This window comes from Streptomyces sp. NPDC027663 (assembly GCF_055566415.1).
The window spans coordinates 97,856-113,009 of record NZ_JBVHSK010000009.1; the positions used below are offsets into that span (position 1 = coordinate 97,856).

Here is a 15,154-nt window from a genome sequence, read left to right on the forward strand (position 1 = left end):
CCATGACGACCGTGATCTGCCCCTACTGCTTCGCTCGCGCATCGGCGGCCCGGTTGCCGTACCGCTGTCTGATGACCCCGACCGGGGTGCGCGGCGGTGCCCCCTGCGCGGCCGAGACCGACAAAGCCTGGGCCGCGTTCCAGGGACCGCGGACGCCTCGGGGTGCCCAGGAGCGCGGGCCCGTGTTCACGCCCACGCGCAGGCTCCCCGGGCTCGGCGGCGCCGGCAGCAGCGTGCCCTGCCCGAGATGCGGGGTACCGACGCCGGTCCGGGTGTGCGCGGAGTGCCACAACGATCTGCCCAGCGACTACTGCGACCAGGACAGCCGGATCATCGCCCTGGTCGGGGCCAAGGCCTCCGGGAAGAGCACCTATGTGGCCGTGCTCCGCAACGAGCTGGACCACAGGGTGGGACAGGCCTATCACGCCTCGCTGGCCGCCATGGGACAGCACACGCAGTCGCGTGACAAGGAGATGGCCGAGGACCTGTACGACCGGCTGCGGCTGCCCGACGCGACCCGGCCGTCCGCGCTCGGCTTCAACGACCCGCTGCTGTACCGGCTCAGCCTGCCCCGGCGCGGGCGACTGCGCGTCTCCGGTACCCGGCACACCACGCTCGTCTTCTTCGACGCGGCCGGCGAGGATCTCGCGGGCGCCGAGGCGATCGACCGCTACACCCGTTATCTGAGCGCCGCGGACGGCATCATCCTGCTGGTCGATCCGCTGCAGCTCGGCTCCGTGCGGGACCGGTTGCCCGTGCACGACGGGCCGCCGCTGCCCGTGGTGGAGACCGCGCCCCGGCAGATCGCCGCCGACCTCGCGGCCCAGCTGCGCACGCACGGCAAGGGCGGGACGGACAAACGGGTGACGACGCCCATCGCGGTGGCCGTCACCAAGACGGACATGCTCAGGTCCCTGCTCGACCCGCACTCGCCGCTGCTGCGCAACGCCGCGCACACGGGCGGCGCCTACGACGCCGAGGACCGGCTCGCCGTCCACGAGGAACTCCGGGCCTTGCTCGTGGACTGGGACTGCGGCGCGCTGCTGCGCCAGCTGGAGCACGACTTCGCGAGGCTGTCGCTGTTCGGGCTGTCGGCGCTGGGGGCGCCGCCACCCCCGGACGCCCCGGCGGACGTACCGAAGTCGGGGCCGCAACCGGTGCGGGTGGAGGATCCGCTGCTGTGGCTGCTGGCCCTGCGCGGGCTGCTGCCGGTCCGCACGGCCGGGAAGGAGGGGGCCCGGTGAGCTTCACCCAGCTGCACTACACCTCGGCTCCGCCCGGTCCGGACGGCTCCGGCTTCCGCTTCACCGCGGTCAGTTCCGGCGTACCGGCACCGGTGCTGCGCGAGGCCGAACAGCTCATCGGGTACGAGCCGCCGCGCGATCTTCCGGACCGCCCGGACACCGAGCAGCTGAAGTCCTTCCCGAAGGCCTTCTCGTGCAGTGAACTGTCCGACGGCGGCCGCCTGTTGTGCCGGTCCGTGTACATCGGCGCCGACTACAGCGGGCGGTGGGGCAACTTCCACGCGCACGCCGTGCATCTCCCGGCCGGGACCCGGCTGCCGGAGGGGGCGCTGCCGATCACGGCCTGGGAGTCGTCGCGCTGGGCGGAGACCACACCCCCGGACGGCCGGCCGGAGCCGGTCGGCCGGTTCGAGCCGTCGGGACTGCTGCGCCGGGACGCGCTCGTCGCGTTCGCACGGTCCCGGGCGGACCGGCTGGCCGCGTTCTTCGCCGACCTGCACACCCTGGCCGACGGCAGTGACGCCCGGCAGATCGTCGTCGTGGAGCGGGACAGCGCGGACGTGGCCCGGTGGATCGCGCTCGCCTGCGCGGTCCTGCCACGGGAGCAGGCACACCTGCTGACCTTCACGACGTACACCCGGCGACCGCAACAGGCCCGCCAGCAGATCGTCGGCGCGCTGCCCTCGTCGGAGCCGGTCGGGCACGACCACCGGTTCCGGGTGCACGACTGCATCGGCCGGGCCACCGGGGATCCCGTGTCGGACACCTGGGCCGACGTGTGCGCGCGGATCTGGACGGCGGGGCGCCCGGAGCTGTTCCGCGAGACGGCCCGCGAGGTCGGGGACACCTGCCGCGACCCCGGTGCGCTGGCGACCAGCGCCCTGTCCGAAGGCATCCCCCTGCGCCCGGACGGCCGGGCGGCCGCCGCCCGGTGGGCCACGGAGCATGCGTTCCGGATGCCCGGCCCGACGCTCGTGGCGCTGGTGGCGCAGCTGGCCCGGGAGCCCGCCGGTGACGGGGGGTGGGGCGCCGGGGCCGAGCAGCAGTCCGAGGCCGGCAGTGGCGCCGTGGGAGGCGATGGCCCGGACGCCGGGAGGCTCGCCGGCCGGGGCGCCGGGGGGTATGCCGACCGCGGTGCGGGAGAGCCTGTCGGCCGGGGCGCCGGGGAGCATGCCCACCGTGGTGCCGGGGAGGCTCCCGGTGAGGGCTCCGGCCGGGGCGCGCGGGACGACGAAGCGGTGGCGCTGGCCGTGCTGTTGGCGCGGCTGGACGGAAAGGTGCCCACGGCCGTGTCCGCGCCGCTCGCCGCGCGGGTGCTGGCCCTGGCCGTGTACGGACGGGGCCCGGTCCCCGCGCTGGGTGCGGCCTCGCTGACCCCCGGGGTGCGAGCCGCGCTGGCCCGGGATCTGGCACCGGCCCTGCGCGACGGCATCGCCGATGCGACGGGACCGGCGACCGGCCGGCCCCTGGAACTGCTGCACATCGCCGACCTGCTCGATGTCGACTGCACGGACGTGCTGCCGGTGTTCGCGGGCCGCATCGCGCAGGGGCTGGTGAACGCGCGGGCCGCGGCGAAGGACGACGGGCCGGGCACGTCCGGGGACGAGAAGCAGGGCCGGCCGGGCGGCGAACAGCAGGCGCCGGAGCCCGCCGGGAAGGGGCATCATGCACCCGCCGGCCACCCCGCCTCCCCCTGTCCCCCCGCTCTCCTCGACGCCCTGCACACGCACCCCGCCCTGCGTGCGGCCCTGTTCGGCGCGCTGGACGCGCTGGCCGTGGCGAATCCGCCCGTCGTGGCCGCGCGGCTCGCGGGGTCCTGGCTGCCCGTGACAGCGGGGCCCGGCTTCCCGCACCTGCGGATGTGCGTGCTCGGCGACACGGCCGGCCCGCCCGACGGGGACCGGCTCGGGCGGTTCCACGCGGTGCTGCGCACCGCCGGGGTCTCGCCGCACGCCGAACCGGCGGTCCTGCGCACGGCGTTCCACCTGGTGTGGCCCGACGACCTGCCCACCGGGGAGGAGGCGAGCCTGCTGCTGAACCAGCTGGGCTCGGACGCGCACCGCCACGCAGGCACCCGGGACCTGCTGGTGGCCGCCGCTCTCGCCGCCCCCGTCGCGGATGCCGCCGCCCCCCTGCTCGCCGTCGATCTGCTGCGCCGCTTCCCCACGGAGCTGGCCCCGGCGCACCGCCCGCCCCTGCTCCTGCTGGAGTTCACGGCGCTGCTCGGCACCGGCGGCGAGGGCGAGAACTGGGTGGAGCGGGTACGCGCGCTGCGGGACGGCGCGATCGAGCCCGTGCCCGCGCAGGTGACCCGGCGGGTGTACGACGCCCTGGCCCGGCGGCTGCTGAGCGTACCGGTGCCCCCGGGCGAGCTGTACGCGCTGGCCCGCTCCGACGACGCGGACATGCTGGCGGCCTACCAGCGGGTGGCGCGCGGAATCGAGGTCGCCGACCGCCTCTCCATGTCGCCGTCGTACCTGGCCGCCCGCTTCTGCGACTGGAGCGCCTACCCGGGCACCCACCCCCGCTGGGAGGCGACGCGCACGACGTTGCTGGCCAAGGTGCTGCGGCCGGTGGTACGGACGCTGCCCGACAAGGAGCAGGCCGCGGTCGAGGAGGCACTGCGCCGCACGGGCGGGGGCCGGCTGGACGCGTACCGCGCGTGGAACCGGCCGGGCGCCCTGGTCCGGCTGGCCGGCCGGCTGGCGGGCCGGGCGTCCGGGCGCGGCCGGCACGAGGACCGGCAGCCGCCGGGGCCCGGGGACGCCGGGCCGCCCGCCGGCGGGGACGTCCGGTGAAGAGCGGCGACGGCATCTGGGGCGGTGGGCAGTTGTCCATCACCCTGCAGGTGGTGCTCGCCCTGCTCGCCTGGACCGGGCTGGTGGCCGTCGCGGTCTGTCTGTTCCGGACGCTCTGGGAGTACGTGGCTCGGGGCGTGGACGGGGTGTGGCAGGGGCTCGAGCCATGGGACACGGGCATGGTGGACCCGCGTCTGCCCCCGACCCGGGGTGCGGAGCCTGCCCACCCGGCCTACTGGTGGCGGCAGTCGTGGAGGGACGCGGCCTCGGCCGGCGGCAACGGTATGCGGTCGCTCTGGCACGCGTTCGTCCAACGATGGATGTACTTCGTGTTGAACCTGGCACAGGGCCGGTACCCGCGCGGGCAGCGTCCGGCGATGCCTCTCAGCCGGTTCCTGCTGGCCACACTGATCGCCCCCGGTACGGCGGTGGGCGCGCTGATCGGCGCGGTGCTCGCCACCGTGCTGCTCGGCTGGGTGCTGCTGGTCTTCGCGGTGCTGCTGGGCCTGGTCTGGCTCGGCTGGGCGGCGAGTGTATTCCTGCTACGCGGGCTGGACCGGGGCTGGGCGATGCTGCGGGGCATCCGCCCGGCCTGCCCGCACCCGGGCTGTTACGCGCTGGTCCCGCTGGCGCTGCACCGCTGCGACGGCTGTGGCTCGCGGCACGCCGAAATGCGGCCGGGTCCGTACGGCGCCCTGTGGCATGTGTGCCGCTGCGGGCGCCGGCTGCCGGCCACGCGGCTGACCGGCCGGGGCAGACTGTCCACGCTGTGCCCGCGCTGCGAAGACAACCTGCCGCAGGCGCTGGCCACCACCCGGGTGGTGCACGCCCCGGTGGTGGGCGGCACCTCGTCGGGCAAGACGATGCTGGTGGCGGCCGTGGTCGAGGGGCTGCACGGCTGGGCCCGGGAGGGCGAACTGCGCGTCGAGTACGCCTCCGACCTCGACCAGGTCTCCCAAAACTCGGTCGACCAGCAGCTGAAGCGGGCCAGTTGGGCACACGCCACGACCGGAGGGCCGCCGCGCGCTCTGATGCTCGTCGTGTCGCGGGGGCTTCGGCGGCGGCTGCTGTACCTGTACGACCCGATGGGCGAGTCGGTGAGCGACGCCGGACGGGCACGGACCCAGGGCTACCTGGCGCACGCGGACGGGGTGGTCCTGCTCGTCGACGTGCTCGCCGATCCCACGGTGCGCCGTCGGCTGGGCCCGGCCGACACCGCGCGTGCGGAGCGGGCGCGGCCCTCGCTCCAGGGGCCGCGGGAGACGTACGAGCGGGTGACCGGTGAACTGGCCGCGCTGAGCGGGCGGCGGCCCCGGCTGCCGGTGGCCGCCGTGGTCACCAAGCGGGACGTGCTGGACCAGCTGACCTCGCTGCCGGTGCCGGGCGCCAGGATCGACCACTGGCTCGGTGACATCGGGCTGGGTGCACTCGTGCGGTCCCTCGGCCACGACTTCCGGGCGGCCCGCTACTGGTCGGTCAGCGCCCACGCGGCCACCGGCACCGGGCCGCTGATGAGCGAGCAGCGCCGGGCCGCGGAACCGGTGCTGTGGCTGCTCGCGGCCTCCGGGTTGCGCACCGGCCCGCTGACCGGGCGTGCCGGGGGCGGTGCGCGACGGCTGCGGTGGCCGCGGCGGCGGCCGGCGAAGGCAACGGCGACGACGACGGCAGGTGAGGCCCGGCATGACTGAGGTGACCCCGCCCGTCGGCCGGGGCCGGCAGGCGATGGCGGGCCTGTTCGGCATCGCACTGCTGCTGGCGGTGGCGTCCATCGCCCTCGGCGTCTGGCTGTTGCTGCCCTGACCGTTCCCACCCCTCCGACACGAAAGGACGTTGCGGCGTGAGCGACATTCCCGGCGGGCCGATGGCCAACCGGCCGGTCCACTTCATCTGGCTGCTCGACTGCTCGTACTCGATGCAGGGCGAGAAGATCGCCCGACTCAACTACGCGATCAGGGAAGCCGTCCCGGAAATGCGGTCGGTGGCCCACGACAACCCCGCGGCACAACTCCTGCTGCGCACGGTCACCTTCTCAACCACCGCCCGGTGGCACCACGGGACGCCGGTTCCCGTGGACGACTTCACCTGGCAGGACGTGCAGGTCGACGGCATGACGAACATGGGTGACGCGCTGCACCTGGTGGCCCGGGAGCTGCAGACCCCGCCGATGCCGCAGCGGGCGCTGAAGCCGGTGCTGGCGCTGGTCTCGGACGGCTCGCCCACCGACGACTGGAGGGCCGGCCTGAAGGCCGTGGACGCCACCCCCTGGGGGCGCAAGGCGGTGCGGGTGGCCGTCGCGATCGGCGCGGACGCGGACCGCGGGGTCCTGCAGGAGTTCCTCGGCAACCCCGAACTGCAGCCGCTGGACGCCAACAGCCCCAAGCAGTTGGCGGCCGCGATCCGCTGGGCGTCGACGGCGGCCGTGAAGGCGGCCTCCCGGCCGGTCGCCGACGAAGGCTTCACGGTGAACATGGCGAAGCAGCCGTATGCGCCGCCGGTGCTGAACGACGACGATGACGACGACGTGTGGTGACGCTCCGGGTGCGACGGTGGGAGACGCTGGCCGGGAGCGTCCAGGGCGTGGGCAAGCACTGCAATCAGGACTGGTACGAGTGCCGGGGCACCGGCTCGGAGACGGATCCGCTGGTGCTGGCCGTGGCCGACGGGCACGGCTCGGCGGCGCACGCGCGCAGCGGGCTGGGCGCGCGGTTCGCCGTGGACCGGTTCGTGTCCCTGGCCGCCGGGTTCGGGCGGGCGGCCCACGGCTGCCAGGAGCGGGGCCGGCTGGCCCGGCTCATGGCCTACGCCCGGGACGGCTTCCCGCGCGCCGTGGTGCACGAATGGCAGCAGGCGGCCCTCGGCCACTGGGACCGGCACCGGCCGGCGGTGGGGGTGGCCGGCCGGGAGCCGGACCCCGGGGAGAAACTCCTGCTGTACGGCACGACCCTGCTCGGTGCGGTGGTCACGCCCTGGCTGTTCGTGGCCTGGCAGATCGGCGACGGGGACCTCGCGGTGGTCGGGCACGACGGCACGCTGCGCCGGCCGCTCGCGCCCGCCCAGGAGGACCTGGGCGACGAGACCGAGTCGCTGTGCGGGCGGCAGGCCTGGCGGTCGGTGCGGATGCACTGGGCGCCGGTGTTCGACGCGGCCCGCGCTCCGCGGCTGGTCGTGCTCTCCACGGACGGACTGTCGAAGAGCTTCGCCTCGGCGGACGGGTACCGCGCGTTCGTCACGGACCTGGCCGGTCGCCTCGCCGCTCAGGGCAGCGCCGGCGTCCGCACGGCCCTGCCGGACTGGCTGGCGCAGGCCTCCCGCTACTCGGGCGACGACACGACCCTGGCGGCGGCGGTGGCCGGCACCGAGTGACCACGGAACGGAAGACGGAGACGTAGATGAGCGGCATGCTCGACGGCGGGACGTACCTCGCGGCGGAGAACGGTGACGACGTCGAGATCGTGGACCTTCTCGGCGCCGGCGGGCAGGGCGAGGTGTACCGGGTCCGGACGCCGGACGGGGAGCGGGCCCTGAAGTGGTACTACCCGACGTGCGCGACCCCGGAGCAGGAGGCGATCGTACGGGAACTGGTGACCCGGGACTTCGCCGATGACCGGTTCCTGTGGCCGGAGGCCTTCGTACCGGAGCACCGCGGCTCGTTCGGCTATCTGATGGGGTTGCGTCCGGACCGCTTCAAGGGCCTTCCTGCGCTGTTCCGGCGGCAGTTGCGCACCACACCCCGGGCGCTGCTGACGGCCTGCCTGTACACGGTGGAGGCCTATCAGGCGCTGCACTCCCGGGGCATCGCCTACCGGGACATCTCCTGGGGCAACATCTTCTTCGACCCGTACACCGGTGACGTGCTGGTGTGCGACAACGACAACGCGGTGGTGGAGGGCGACGTCAGCGGTATCTCGGGGACCATGGAGTTCATGGCCCCGGAGCTGGTGCGCGGCGGCCCCGGGGCGTGCCCCGGCACCCAGTCCGATCTGCACTCGCTCGCCGTGCTGCTGTTCATGTTGCTGATGAACCATCACCCGCTCAAGGGCAGGCGCGAGTTGGGCATCCACTGCCTGGACGACGCCGCGGAGCGCAGGCTGTACGGCAGGAGCCCGTTGTTCGTGTTCGACCCGGTGGACGATTCCAACGCTCCCGATCCGGTGGAGCACGCCACCGTACTGGCCACCTGGGACGCGGCTGCGGTACGGCTGCGGGAGCTGTTCCGGCGCTCCTTCACGACCGGGTTGCACGATCCGGCGGCCCGGGTGCGGGAGTCGGAGTGGCGTGATGCGCTGCGTGCGGTGCTGGACGCGGTGGTGGAGTGCGCCTCGTGCGGGCGGCAGAACATGACCGAGCCGGGTGAGAATCCGCCGCCGCGGGACTGCTGGGGGTGCGGGGCCCTGCTGGTGCTGCCGCCGCGGCTGACGGTGACCACTCCGCCGCCCCGCTCCGAGCACCACATCCGGCTGCGCCGGGCCGCCCGTGTGCAGGCGCACCATCTGCTGCCGGAGCCGGCGCGGCACGACTGCTCGGACGCGGCGCTCGTGGCGGAGCTGGTGGAACATCCCGACAGGCCTGGGCGGTTCGGGCTCGCCAACCGCTCGCAGGAGACGTGGACGGGCGCCCGTTCGGACGGCACCGTGCAGAAGGTCGAGCCCGGTCAGACCGTGCCGCTGCGGGCGGGGCTCGATCTCGACCTCGGTGGCGGGGTACGGGCGGTCGTGCGGGCGCAGTGACCGGGCGGGCCCGGGGCCCCGTGGCGGCGGGGCTCCGGCCGCTCAGAGACCGAGCGCCTGCGTGAGTTCGCGGGTGAAGGCGAGGCTGCCGGTGCCGGCCGACGCCGCGATGGCGATGGTCTCCAGTGCGGAGCGGATCCGGCCCCGGTTGGGCGGCAGCCCGTCCTCGGCGGACCGGGCCAGCTCGCGCTGGATGACTTCGCCGCTGCCGACGAGTCCGGGGTACTCGGCGTGCAGGGTGTCGGTGAGCTGGTCGGCGACGTCCATCAGCATGTCGAGGTCGGGGGTGGTGTAGCTGGTCCGGATCCGGCCGTGGCCGGTGAAGTTACCCGGGTCGTTGACGTTTCCGTAGTGGTAGGTGCTCATGTCCTGCCCTCGGTTCTGGCCGGCGGCTCGTTTCCGGACCGGAGGAGCCGCCGGGAGGCTGGGGTTACGGTTTCGGCGTGGGCGGAGCGGATCCCGCGGGCCCGGGTCCGCCCCGGGCTCCCGGGCCGCCGTGGTTTCCGGGCCCCTGCCGCCCGCCTGGGAGGGTGCGTCCCGTGGGCGCCGATGTTGCTGGGACCGCTGACGTTACCGATGTCACGGCTCTGCGTGTTGATGACCTGTACGGCCTTGCCGACGGTGCCGGTGGCGATGTCGTGGTGCCGCGGGAACCGTTCTGCCGCGGCGGGAACGCCCTTGCGGCGCTGCCGGTGACGCCGTGGGGTGCGGGTGCCGCGCGGTTCGGGGCCGGTGCGTCGGCCGGTGTGACCCGGGAGGGCCCGCCGGTGCTGGGGAGCCTGCCGCCGAGAGGGCCGAAAATCGCCACCCGTCCGGGTGAGCGGTGTCCGTTGACCGGTCCCCGAACCCCCGTCAGGGAGCGCGGGAGACACGGCCGTCCGAGCCCGTCGGCGGTGAGCGTCCGGGCGGCGTGGCGGGTGGAGCCGTCGTCGAGGCGGTCGGAGGGGCCCGGGCGCCGGGGCACGCCGTCCTCGCGGCACCGCGGCGACGACGGTGATGGTCGGCCCGTCATCCTCACCCGTCCCCCCTCTTCCGGCGTTCGGCGCGCTTCACCCTAGGGACAGCCTCACGTGGTTGTCGCGGGGTTCGGCGAGCCGGGCCGCCGGGGAGCCTGGGTGTGCTATGGCCGACGCGGTCCGGCGCTCCCCTGTGCCGTCGGACCGCGTCGGCTCTTCGTTCTGCGCCTGGTGCCGCCCTGGTGTCACACGTGTGGTGACGTAGGGGCTCCGCAGGGGCGGTTATCGGCCATTCCGTGATCGGGGGTCGGTCGAAGCACAGCGCGCCGGTGCGGGTGCGCTTCAGTTCGAAGAAGTCTGGCTGCCGGGCCGGCCCGTCGGCCTGCCGCGCGCAGCCAGGCCTCCTGGAGGGCGTCGTCGGCCTCGGCGGCCGGACCGAGCAGCCGGTACGGCCACGGCGGTCACGTGCACCCGGCCCGCCTGGAACCGCACGACCAGCCGCTCCCCCGCGTCCCCCGCGACACCGGACGCGACCAGCCGCTGCGAGTCCGTCGAGACACCGGGCGCGACCAGCCGCTGCCCACGTCCGTCGTGACGCCGGGTTGCGCCGGCCGCTGCCCCGACTCCCCTGCGGCGTCGGGCGCGACCAGCCGCTCCCCCGCGTCCCCTGCGAGTTCTTCCACCATGTCCCCCGTTTGTTCCGTGCGCACGCTCCCCGTCCGGTACTGATGCATGCTTCTCTTGCGGGCCTGCTGAAGCGCCGGCCCCCGCCGGACGGTCAACCGCCCTGTCGTGCGGCGTCCTCGGCCAGCCCGGCCAGTTCGGTGACCGGCAGGGAACCGGCCGCCCTGCGCTCCTTCGCGAACCGGTTCGCGAGGTCTTGCAGCAGTTCGTTCAGCGGGGTGGGTACGCCGTGCAGCCGGCCGAGCAGGACGATCTCGCCGTTGAGGTAGTCCGCCTCGATGGTGCCGGTGCCCCGGGCGAGGGACTGCCAGGAGGAGCCGCCGCCGCGCGGGGCCCCGTCCAGCGGGACCAGGGTGACCTTGTCGCCACGTACCGCGCGCTGCTCCTCGGCGCTCGCGTACGGGATGCCGGCCGCCCGGAGCACGGCCTCTCCTTCGGACCGTACGCGCGCGTACAGGGCCTGGGCTTCCTCGCTGGCGACCGGCCCGCTGACCGCTTCGAGGGCGTTGCCGAGGTTCCCGAGCAGCTTGGCGTACTGCCAGCGGGCGACGTCGGCCACGACCGGTGCCTCGAAGTGCGCGTCGGCCAGGTCGGCGGCGATGCGGCGGGCGGTGTCGTCGGTGCCGTGCGGGAGGCGTCCGAGGTGCAGGATGCCGGTGAGCGGGGTACCGGCGGCGGAGACGACCCCGGGTTCCACGAAGGCCGACGGCAGCCAGACGCAGACGCCGAGGACGTGCCGGAAGCGGCGCAGCGCGAGCCGTCCGCTCTCGACGCCGTTCTGCAGGCAGACGAGCGGCAGCCGTGCGGCCGCGGTACCGCCGCCGGCGACCGGCGCGTCCGCCCAGGTGTCCAGGGCGGCCACGGTGTCCTGGGTCTTCACGGCGAGGACGAGGACGTCGTCGGCGCGCAGCTCACCGAGCGGGGCCGGTCCGTCCACGGCGGGCAGCCGGAGTGTCGACTCCCCCTGCGGGACCCGCAGTCGCAGCCCGTGCTCGCGGAGGGCCGCCAGGTGCCGGCCGCGGGCGACGAGGACGACCTCACGCCCGGCCTGGGCCAGCCGGCCACCGACGGTGCCGCCGACCGCGCCGGCCCCGATGATGATGTAGCGCATGGGCAGAGCCTCGCACACCGCTCCTGGGCGCTCGCTGGTCGCCCCCCTGCCCTTCGGCGCGGGGCGGACGGCCGACGGCATCCACGGGAGGCCCGAACCGCGGTTGGCACCCCACGATGTGACGTTACATCAGATATGCGGGCAGCCCACCTGCGCGGTGAGCCGGCCCGCGGCCTCCGTCGACCGGCCCGCCCGGCCCAGGTGTGCCGAGACGCCGCCTGGACGGGCCGGGGCGCCGCCGGGCACCCGCTGCGGCCGGCGGACCGTCACGCACCCGGAGCGGTCAGTTCGACCAGCTTGAGCACGGTGTTCCAGTTCCGGCTCGTGGCGACGAGGCCCTTGGTCGTCCGGGGCCGGGCCAGCGCCTCGGCGAGCTTGGAGCGGCCGACGCCGTCCGGGGCGTACAGATACAGGCAGCGGTCGCCGAGCCGGAACTCCTCCGGGAGGTGGGCGGCCTGGTCGATCTCCGCGAACCGGTCGGGGGTGACGGGTGCGGAGAAGTAGGTGACGTGCAGTTGCCTGGGCGCCAGGTCTGCGGCCGGGAACGGACAGGCCTGCGCGACCGCCCTCAGGTAGGCGTGGTCGCGCACGAGCACGTCGACGGAGAAACCGAAGCTCTCCTCGATCGCCCGGGCCAGCTCCGCCGCGAGGGACTCCTCGTCGCCGTGGCCGGCGGCGAAGACGGCCTGACCGCTCTGGAGATGGGTGCGGACACCGGTGTGGCCGAGGCCGGTCATGAGCGTGCGGAGTTCGGCCATGGGGAGCTTCTTGCTGCCGCCGACGTTGATTCCGCGCAACAGCGCCGCATAGGTGGTCATCCGGCCACCCTAGAGCGGCCGTCGTGCCCCGTGGGGGCGGGCACGACGGCCGCGCCCGCGCCAGGACGGGCTGCGCGAAACTCTGGCCGATGAGCGGGGGCCGGATCAACCTCTACACGCACCTGTGACTTGTTCAACAAGGTTTCGTAATCACAAAGCGGATCTCTGTCGGCCGGAACGGACACCGGGTTCCTCGCCCCGGGCTCCCACCCCTCGTCCCCGAGACGCACCCCCGAGAACCAGCGATAGATGTAAGGGGCCGCCGTCCTACCCAGCGGTGATCCAGGCCCCGCGCACTTCACCGGGCAGCACGACGAGACGGCCGTGTCGCGCGCCTACCGTCGAGACCGGAGCAAGCACAGACGTGGCGGCAGGGGGCCGTCACCGCACACGAGGGGGCAGACCCGTCATGGGGAACACAGAGGTGCGGGTGCGGGGGCTGGCCGCCCGGGCCGGCGGCTGGAGCGCCCGGCACCGCTGGGCGGCCGTCGGCATATGGGTGCTGTTCGTCGTCCTGGCGATGGGGCTCGGCTCGGCGGCGGGCCGGGTCGACGTGGACGAGAGCGACCAGCTGAAGGGCGAGACGCACACCGCCGCCAAGATCATCGACGACGCCGGGATCGAGGAACCCGCCTCGGAGACCGTCCTGATCCAGGCCGAGGACGGGGCGTTGAAGGCCACCAGCGGCGAATTCCGTGCCGCCGTCGCCGATGTCGTGAAGGCCGTCGAAGGCACCGGCAGGGTCACGGGCGTGACCTCGCCCTACGACACGCGCACCATCTCCCGGGACGGCCGCGGCGCGCTGGTCCAGTTCGACCTGCGCGGAGATGCGGACACCGCCGCCGACCGGATCGAGCCGGTGCTGAAGGCCGTCGCCGGGGTGCAGAAGGACCACGGCTCGCTGCGGATCGAGGAGATCGGCGGCGCCAGCATGCAGAAGCAGTACAAGGACGCCTTCGGGGACGACTTCCAGAAGGCCGAGTACTCGGCGGTGCCGGTGGCGCTCGGCATCCTGCTGATCGCGTTCGGCGCACTGGTGGCCGCACTGCTGCCGGTGGCCCTGGCGATCACCGCGATCATGGCGACGATGGGCCTGATGGGCCTGGTCAGCCATCTGCAGCCGATGAGCGACACCGCCAACTCCGTGATGCTGCTGGTCGGTATGGCCGTCGGTGTCGACTACTGCCTGTTCTACCTGCGCCGCGAGCGGGAGGAGCGGGAGGCCGGCCGGGACGCCGGCACAGCCCTCAGGATCGCCGCCGCGACCAGCGGCCGCGCGATCATCGTCTCCGGCGTCACGGTGTGCGTGGCGATGGCGGGCATGCTGTTCACCGGGCTCGCCGAGTTCGAGGCGATGGGCCTGGCCTCGCTGATGGTCGTGGCCGTCGCCATGGTCGGGTCGGTGACCGTGCTGCCCGCGCTGCTGTCACTGCTCGGCGAGCGCGTCGAGAAGGGCCGCATTCCGTTCCTGGGCCGCCGGGGACGCCGGCGCGGCACGGACGACGGCAGCCGCTTCTGGACGGCCGTGCTGCGGGGCGTGCTGGCCAAGCCGCTGGTCTCGGTCGTCGTCGCGGCCGGCGCACTGCTCGCGATTGCCGCGCCCGCGCTCGGCATGAAGACGCAACAGCTGACGCTGGACCAGGAGTTCGGCGACTCGCTGCCCATGGTGCAGACCTACAACCGCATCAACGACGCCTTCCCGGGCGGCAGCGAGCCGGCCCAGGTCGTCGTCAAGGCCAAGGACATCGACGCACCCGAAGTACGCCGGGCACTGGCGGACTTCAAGAAGCAGGCGATCGCCTCGGGGGCCTCGCGCGGCCCGGTCGACATCAAGCTGCACGACGCGCAGAACCTGGCCCTGGTCTCGGTGCCGCTGGTCGGCGGCTCGGACATGGACAAGGCGACACAGAGCCTTCAGAAGCTGCGCGACGAGGTGCGGCCCGCCACGCTCGGCAAGGTCGACGGCGTGCAGGCCCCGGTCACCGGGCAGGTCGCGGGCAACCACGACTTCAACGACCAGTTGATGGGCTCGGTCGTCCCGGTCTTCGTGTTCGTGGTCGTCTTCGCCTTCCTGCTGATGCTGCTGTCCTTCCGCTCGCTGACCGTCGCGATCACCTCGATCGTGCTCAACCTGCTGTCGGTGGCCGCCGCCTACGGCATCCTCGTCGCCGTCTTCCAGCACGGCTGGGGCGCCTCGCTGGTGGGCGCGGAGGGAGTCGGCGCGATCGTGACCTGGCTGCCGTTGTTCCTGTTCGTGATCCTGTTCGGGCTGTCCATGGACTACCACGTGTTCGTGGTCTCCCGGATCCGCGAGGCCCGTATGCGCGGCCGTACGACGAAGGACGCGATCCGGCACGGTGTGGTCACCACGGCCGGGGTCGTCACGAGCGCCGCGGTCATCATGGTCGCCGTGTTCGCGATCTTCGGCACGCTGTCCATGCAGTCCATGAAGCAGATGGGCGTGGGCCTGGCCGCGGCCGTACTCATCGACGCCACGATCATCCGCGGGGTGCTGCTGCCGGCGGTGATGGCCCTGCTGGGCGAGCGCAACTGGTACCTGCCGAAGTGGCTGCACCGGCTGCCGGACCTGACCCACGACGAGGCGCCGGCGGCGGTCGTGACGCCGGTGCACGACCGGGGCGAGCGGCTGACTGTCTGATTCCGTCCGTCGACGCAGGGCCCGTCGGTTCCGGGAGGAGCCGACGGGCCCTGTCCGTGCTCAGGCCATCGAGCGAGCCTGCGGCACCGGCTTGGTCGTGGCCGTCGGCCGCGGGCGAAGGGCCAGGACGGCGGCCGGGCCGAGAGCGGCCGCCCCT

Annotated in this window: 10 protein-coding genes; 7 read left to right on the forward strand and 3 right to left on the reverse strand. The window is 73.9% G+C overall.

What is annotated here, in order from left to right:
* Positions 1-2: 2 nt before the first annotated feature.
* The 6 genes from ACZ4SF_RS23735 to ACZ4SF_RS23760 all read left to right on the forward strand — a co-directional run bounded on the left by ACZ4SF_RS23735 (position 3) and on the right by ACZ4SF_RS23760 (position 8,769).
* Entirely contained in the window at positions 3-1,244 is a 1,242-nt protein-coding gene (locus tag ACZ4SF_RS23735) for a TRAFAC clade GTPase domain-containing protein (protein ID WP_468387749.1), read from the forward strand.
* Positions 1,241-4,042 carry a GTPase-associated protein 1-related protein gene (locus tag ACZ4SF_RS23740; RefSeq protein WP_468387751.1) on the forward strand — a complete coding sequence of 934 codons (2,802 nt, stop codon included), beginning with the start codon at positions 1,241-1,243 and terminating at the stop codon, positions 4,040-4,042. The genes ACZ4SF_RS23735 and ACZ4SF_RS23740 overlap by 4 nt, the downstream gene beginning before the upstream one ends.
* Positions 4,039-5,730, forward strand: a complete 1,692-nt coding sequence (locus ACZ4SF_RS23745; RefSeq protein WP_468387753.1) for a TRAFAC clade GTPase domain-containing protein — start codon at positions 4,039-4,041, stop codon at positions 5,728-5,730. The genes ACZ4SF_RS23740 and ACZ4SF_RS23745 overlap by 4 nt, the downstream gene beginning before the upstream one ends.
* A gap of 173 nt (positions 5,731-5,903) precedes the next feature.
* On the forward strand, positions 5,904-6,572 hold the full coding sequence (locus tag ACZ4SF_RS23750) for a vWA domain-containing protein (protein ID WP_468388074.1): 669 nt from the start codon (positions 5,904-5,906) through the stop codon (positions 6,570-6,572).
* Between the two features lie 8 nt (positions 6,573-6,580).
* Positions 6,581-7,405, forward strand: a complete 825-nt coding sequence (locus ACZ4SF_RS23755; protein ID WP_468387755.1) for a protein phosphatase 2C domain-containing protein — start codon at positions 6,581-6,583, stop codon at positions 7,403-7,405.
* Positions 7,406-7,431: 26 nt separating this feature from the next.
* Positions 7,432-8,769, forward strand: a complete 1,338-nt coding sequence (locus tag ACZ4SF_RS23760; RefSeq protein WP_468387757.1) for a protein kinase domain-containing protein — start codon at positions 7,432-7,434, stop codon at positions 8,767-8,769.
* 42 nt (positions 8,770-8,811) lie between these two features.
* Here the strand turns inward: ACZ4SF_RS23760 and ACZ4SF_RS23765 are convergent, their stop codons facing one another.
* From ACZ4SF_RS23765 to ACZ4SF_RS23775, 3 genes are all read right to left on the reverse strand, one after another.
* Complete coding sequence (locus tag ACZ4SF_RS23765) at positions 8,812-9,135, reverse strand: hypothetical protein (protein WP_468387759.1); 324 nt, start codon at positions 9,133-9,135, stop codon at positions 8,812-8,814.
* A 1,368-nt stretch (positions 9,136-10,503) separates the two neighbouring features.
* On the reverse strand, positions 10,504-11,520 hold the full coding sequence (locus tag ACZ4SF_RS23770) for a ketopantoate reductase family protein (protein ID WP_468387760.1): 1,017 nt from the start codon (positions 11,518-11,520) through the stop codon (positions 10,504-10,506).
* A 266-nt stretch (positions 11,521-11,786) separates the two neighbouring features.
* Positions 11,787-12,338 carry a DUF1697 domain-containing protein gene (locus ACZ4SF_RS23775; RefSeq protein WP_468387762.1) on the reverse strand — a complete coding sequence of 184 codons (552 nt, stop codon included), beginning with the start codon at positions 12,336-12,338 and terminating at the stop codon, positions 11,787-11,789.
* A gap of 409 nt (positions 12,339-12,747) precedes the next feature.
* Here ACZ4SF_RS23775 and ACZ4SF_RS23780 point away from each other — a divergent pair, with 409 nt between their 5' ends.
* Positions 12,748-14,997 carry an MMPL family transporter gene (locus ACZ4SF_RS23780; RefSeq protein ID WP_468387764.1) on the forward strand — a complete coding sequence of 750 codons (2,250 nt, stop codon included), beginning with the start codon at positions 12,748-12,750 and terminating at the stop codon, positions 14,995-14,997.
* Positions 14,998-15,154: the final 157 nt, after the last annotated feature.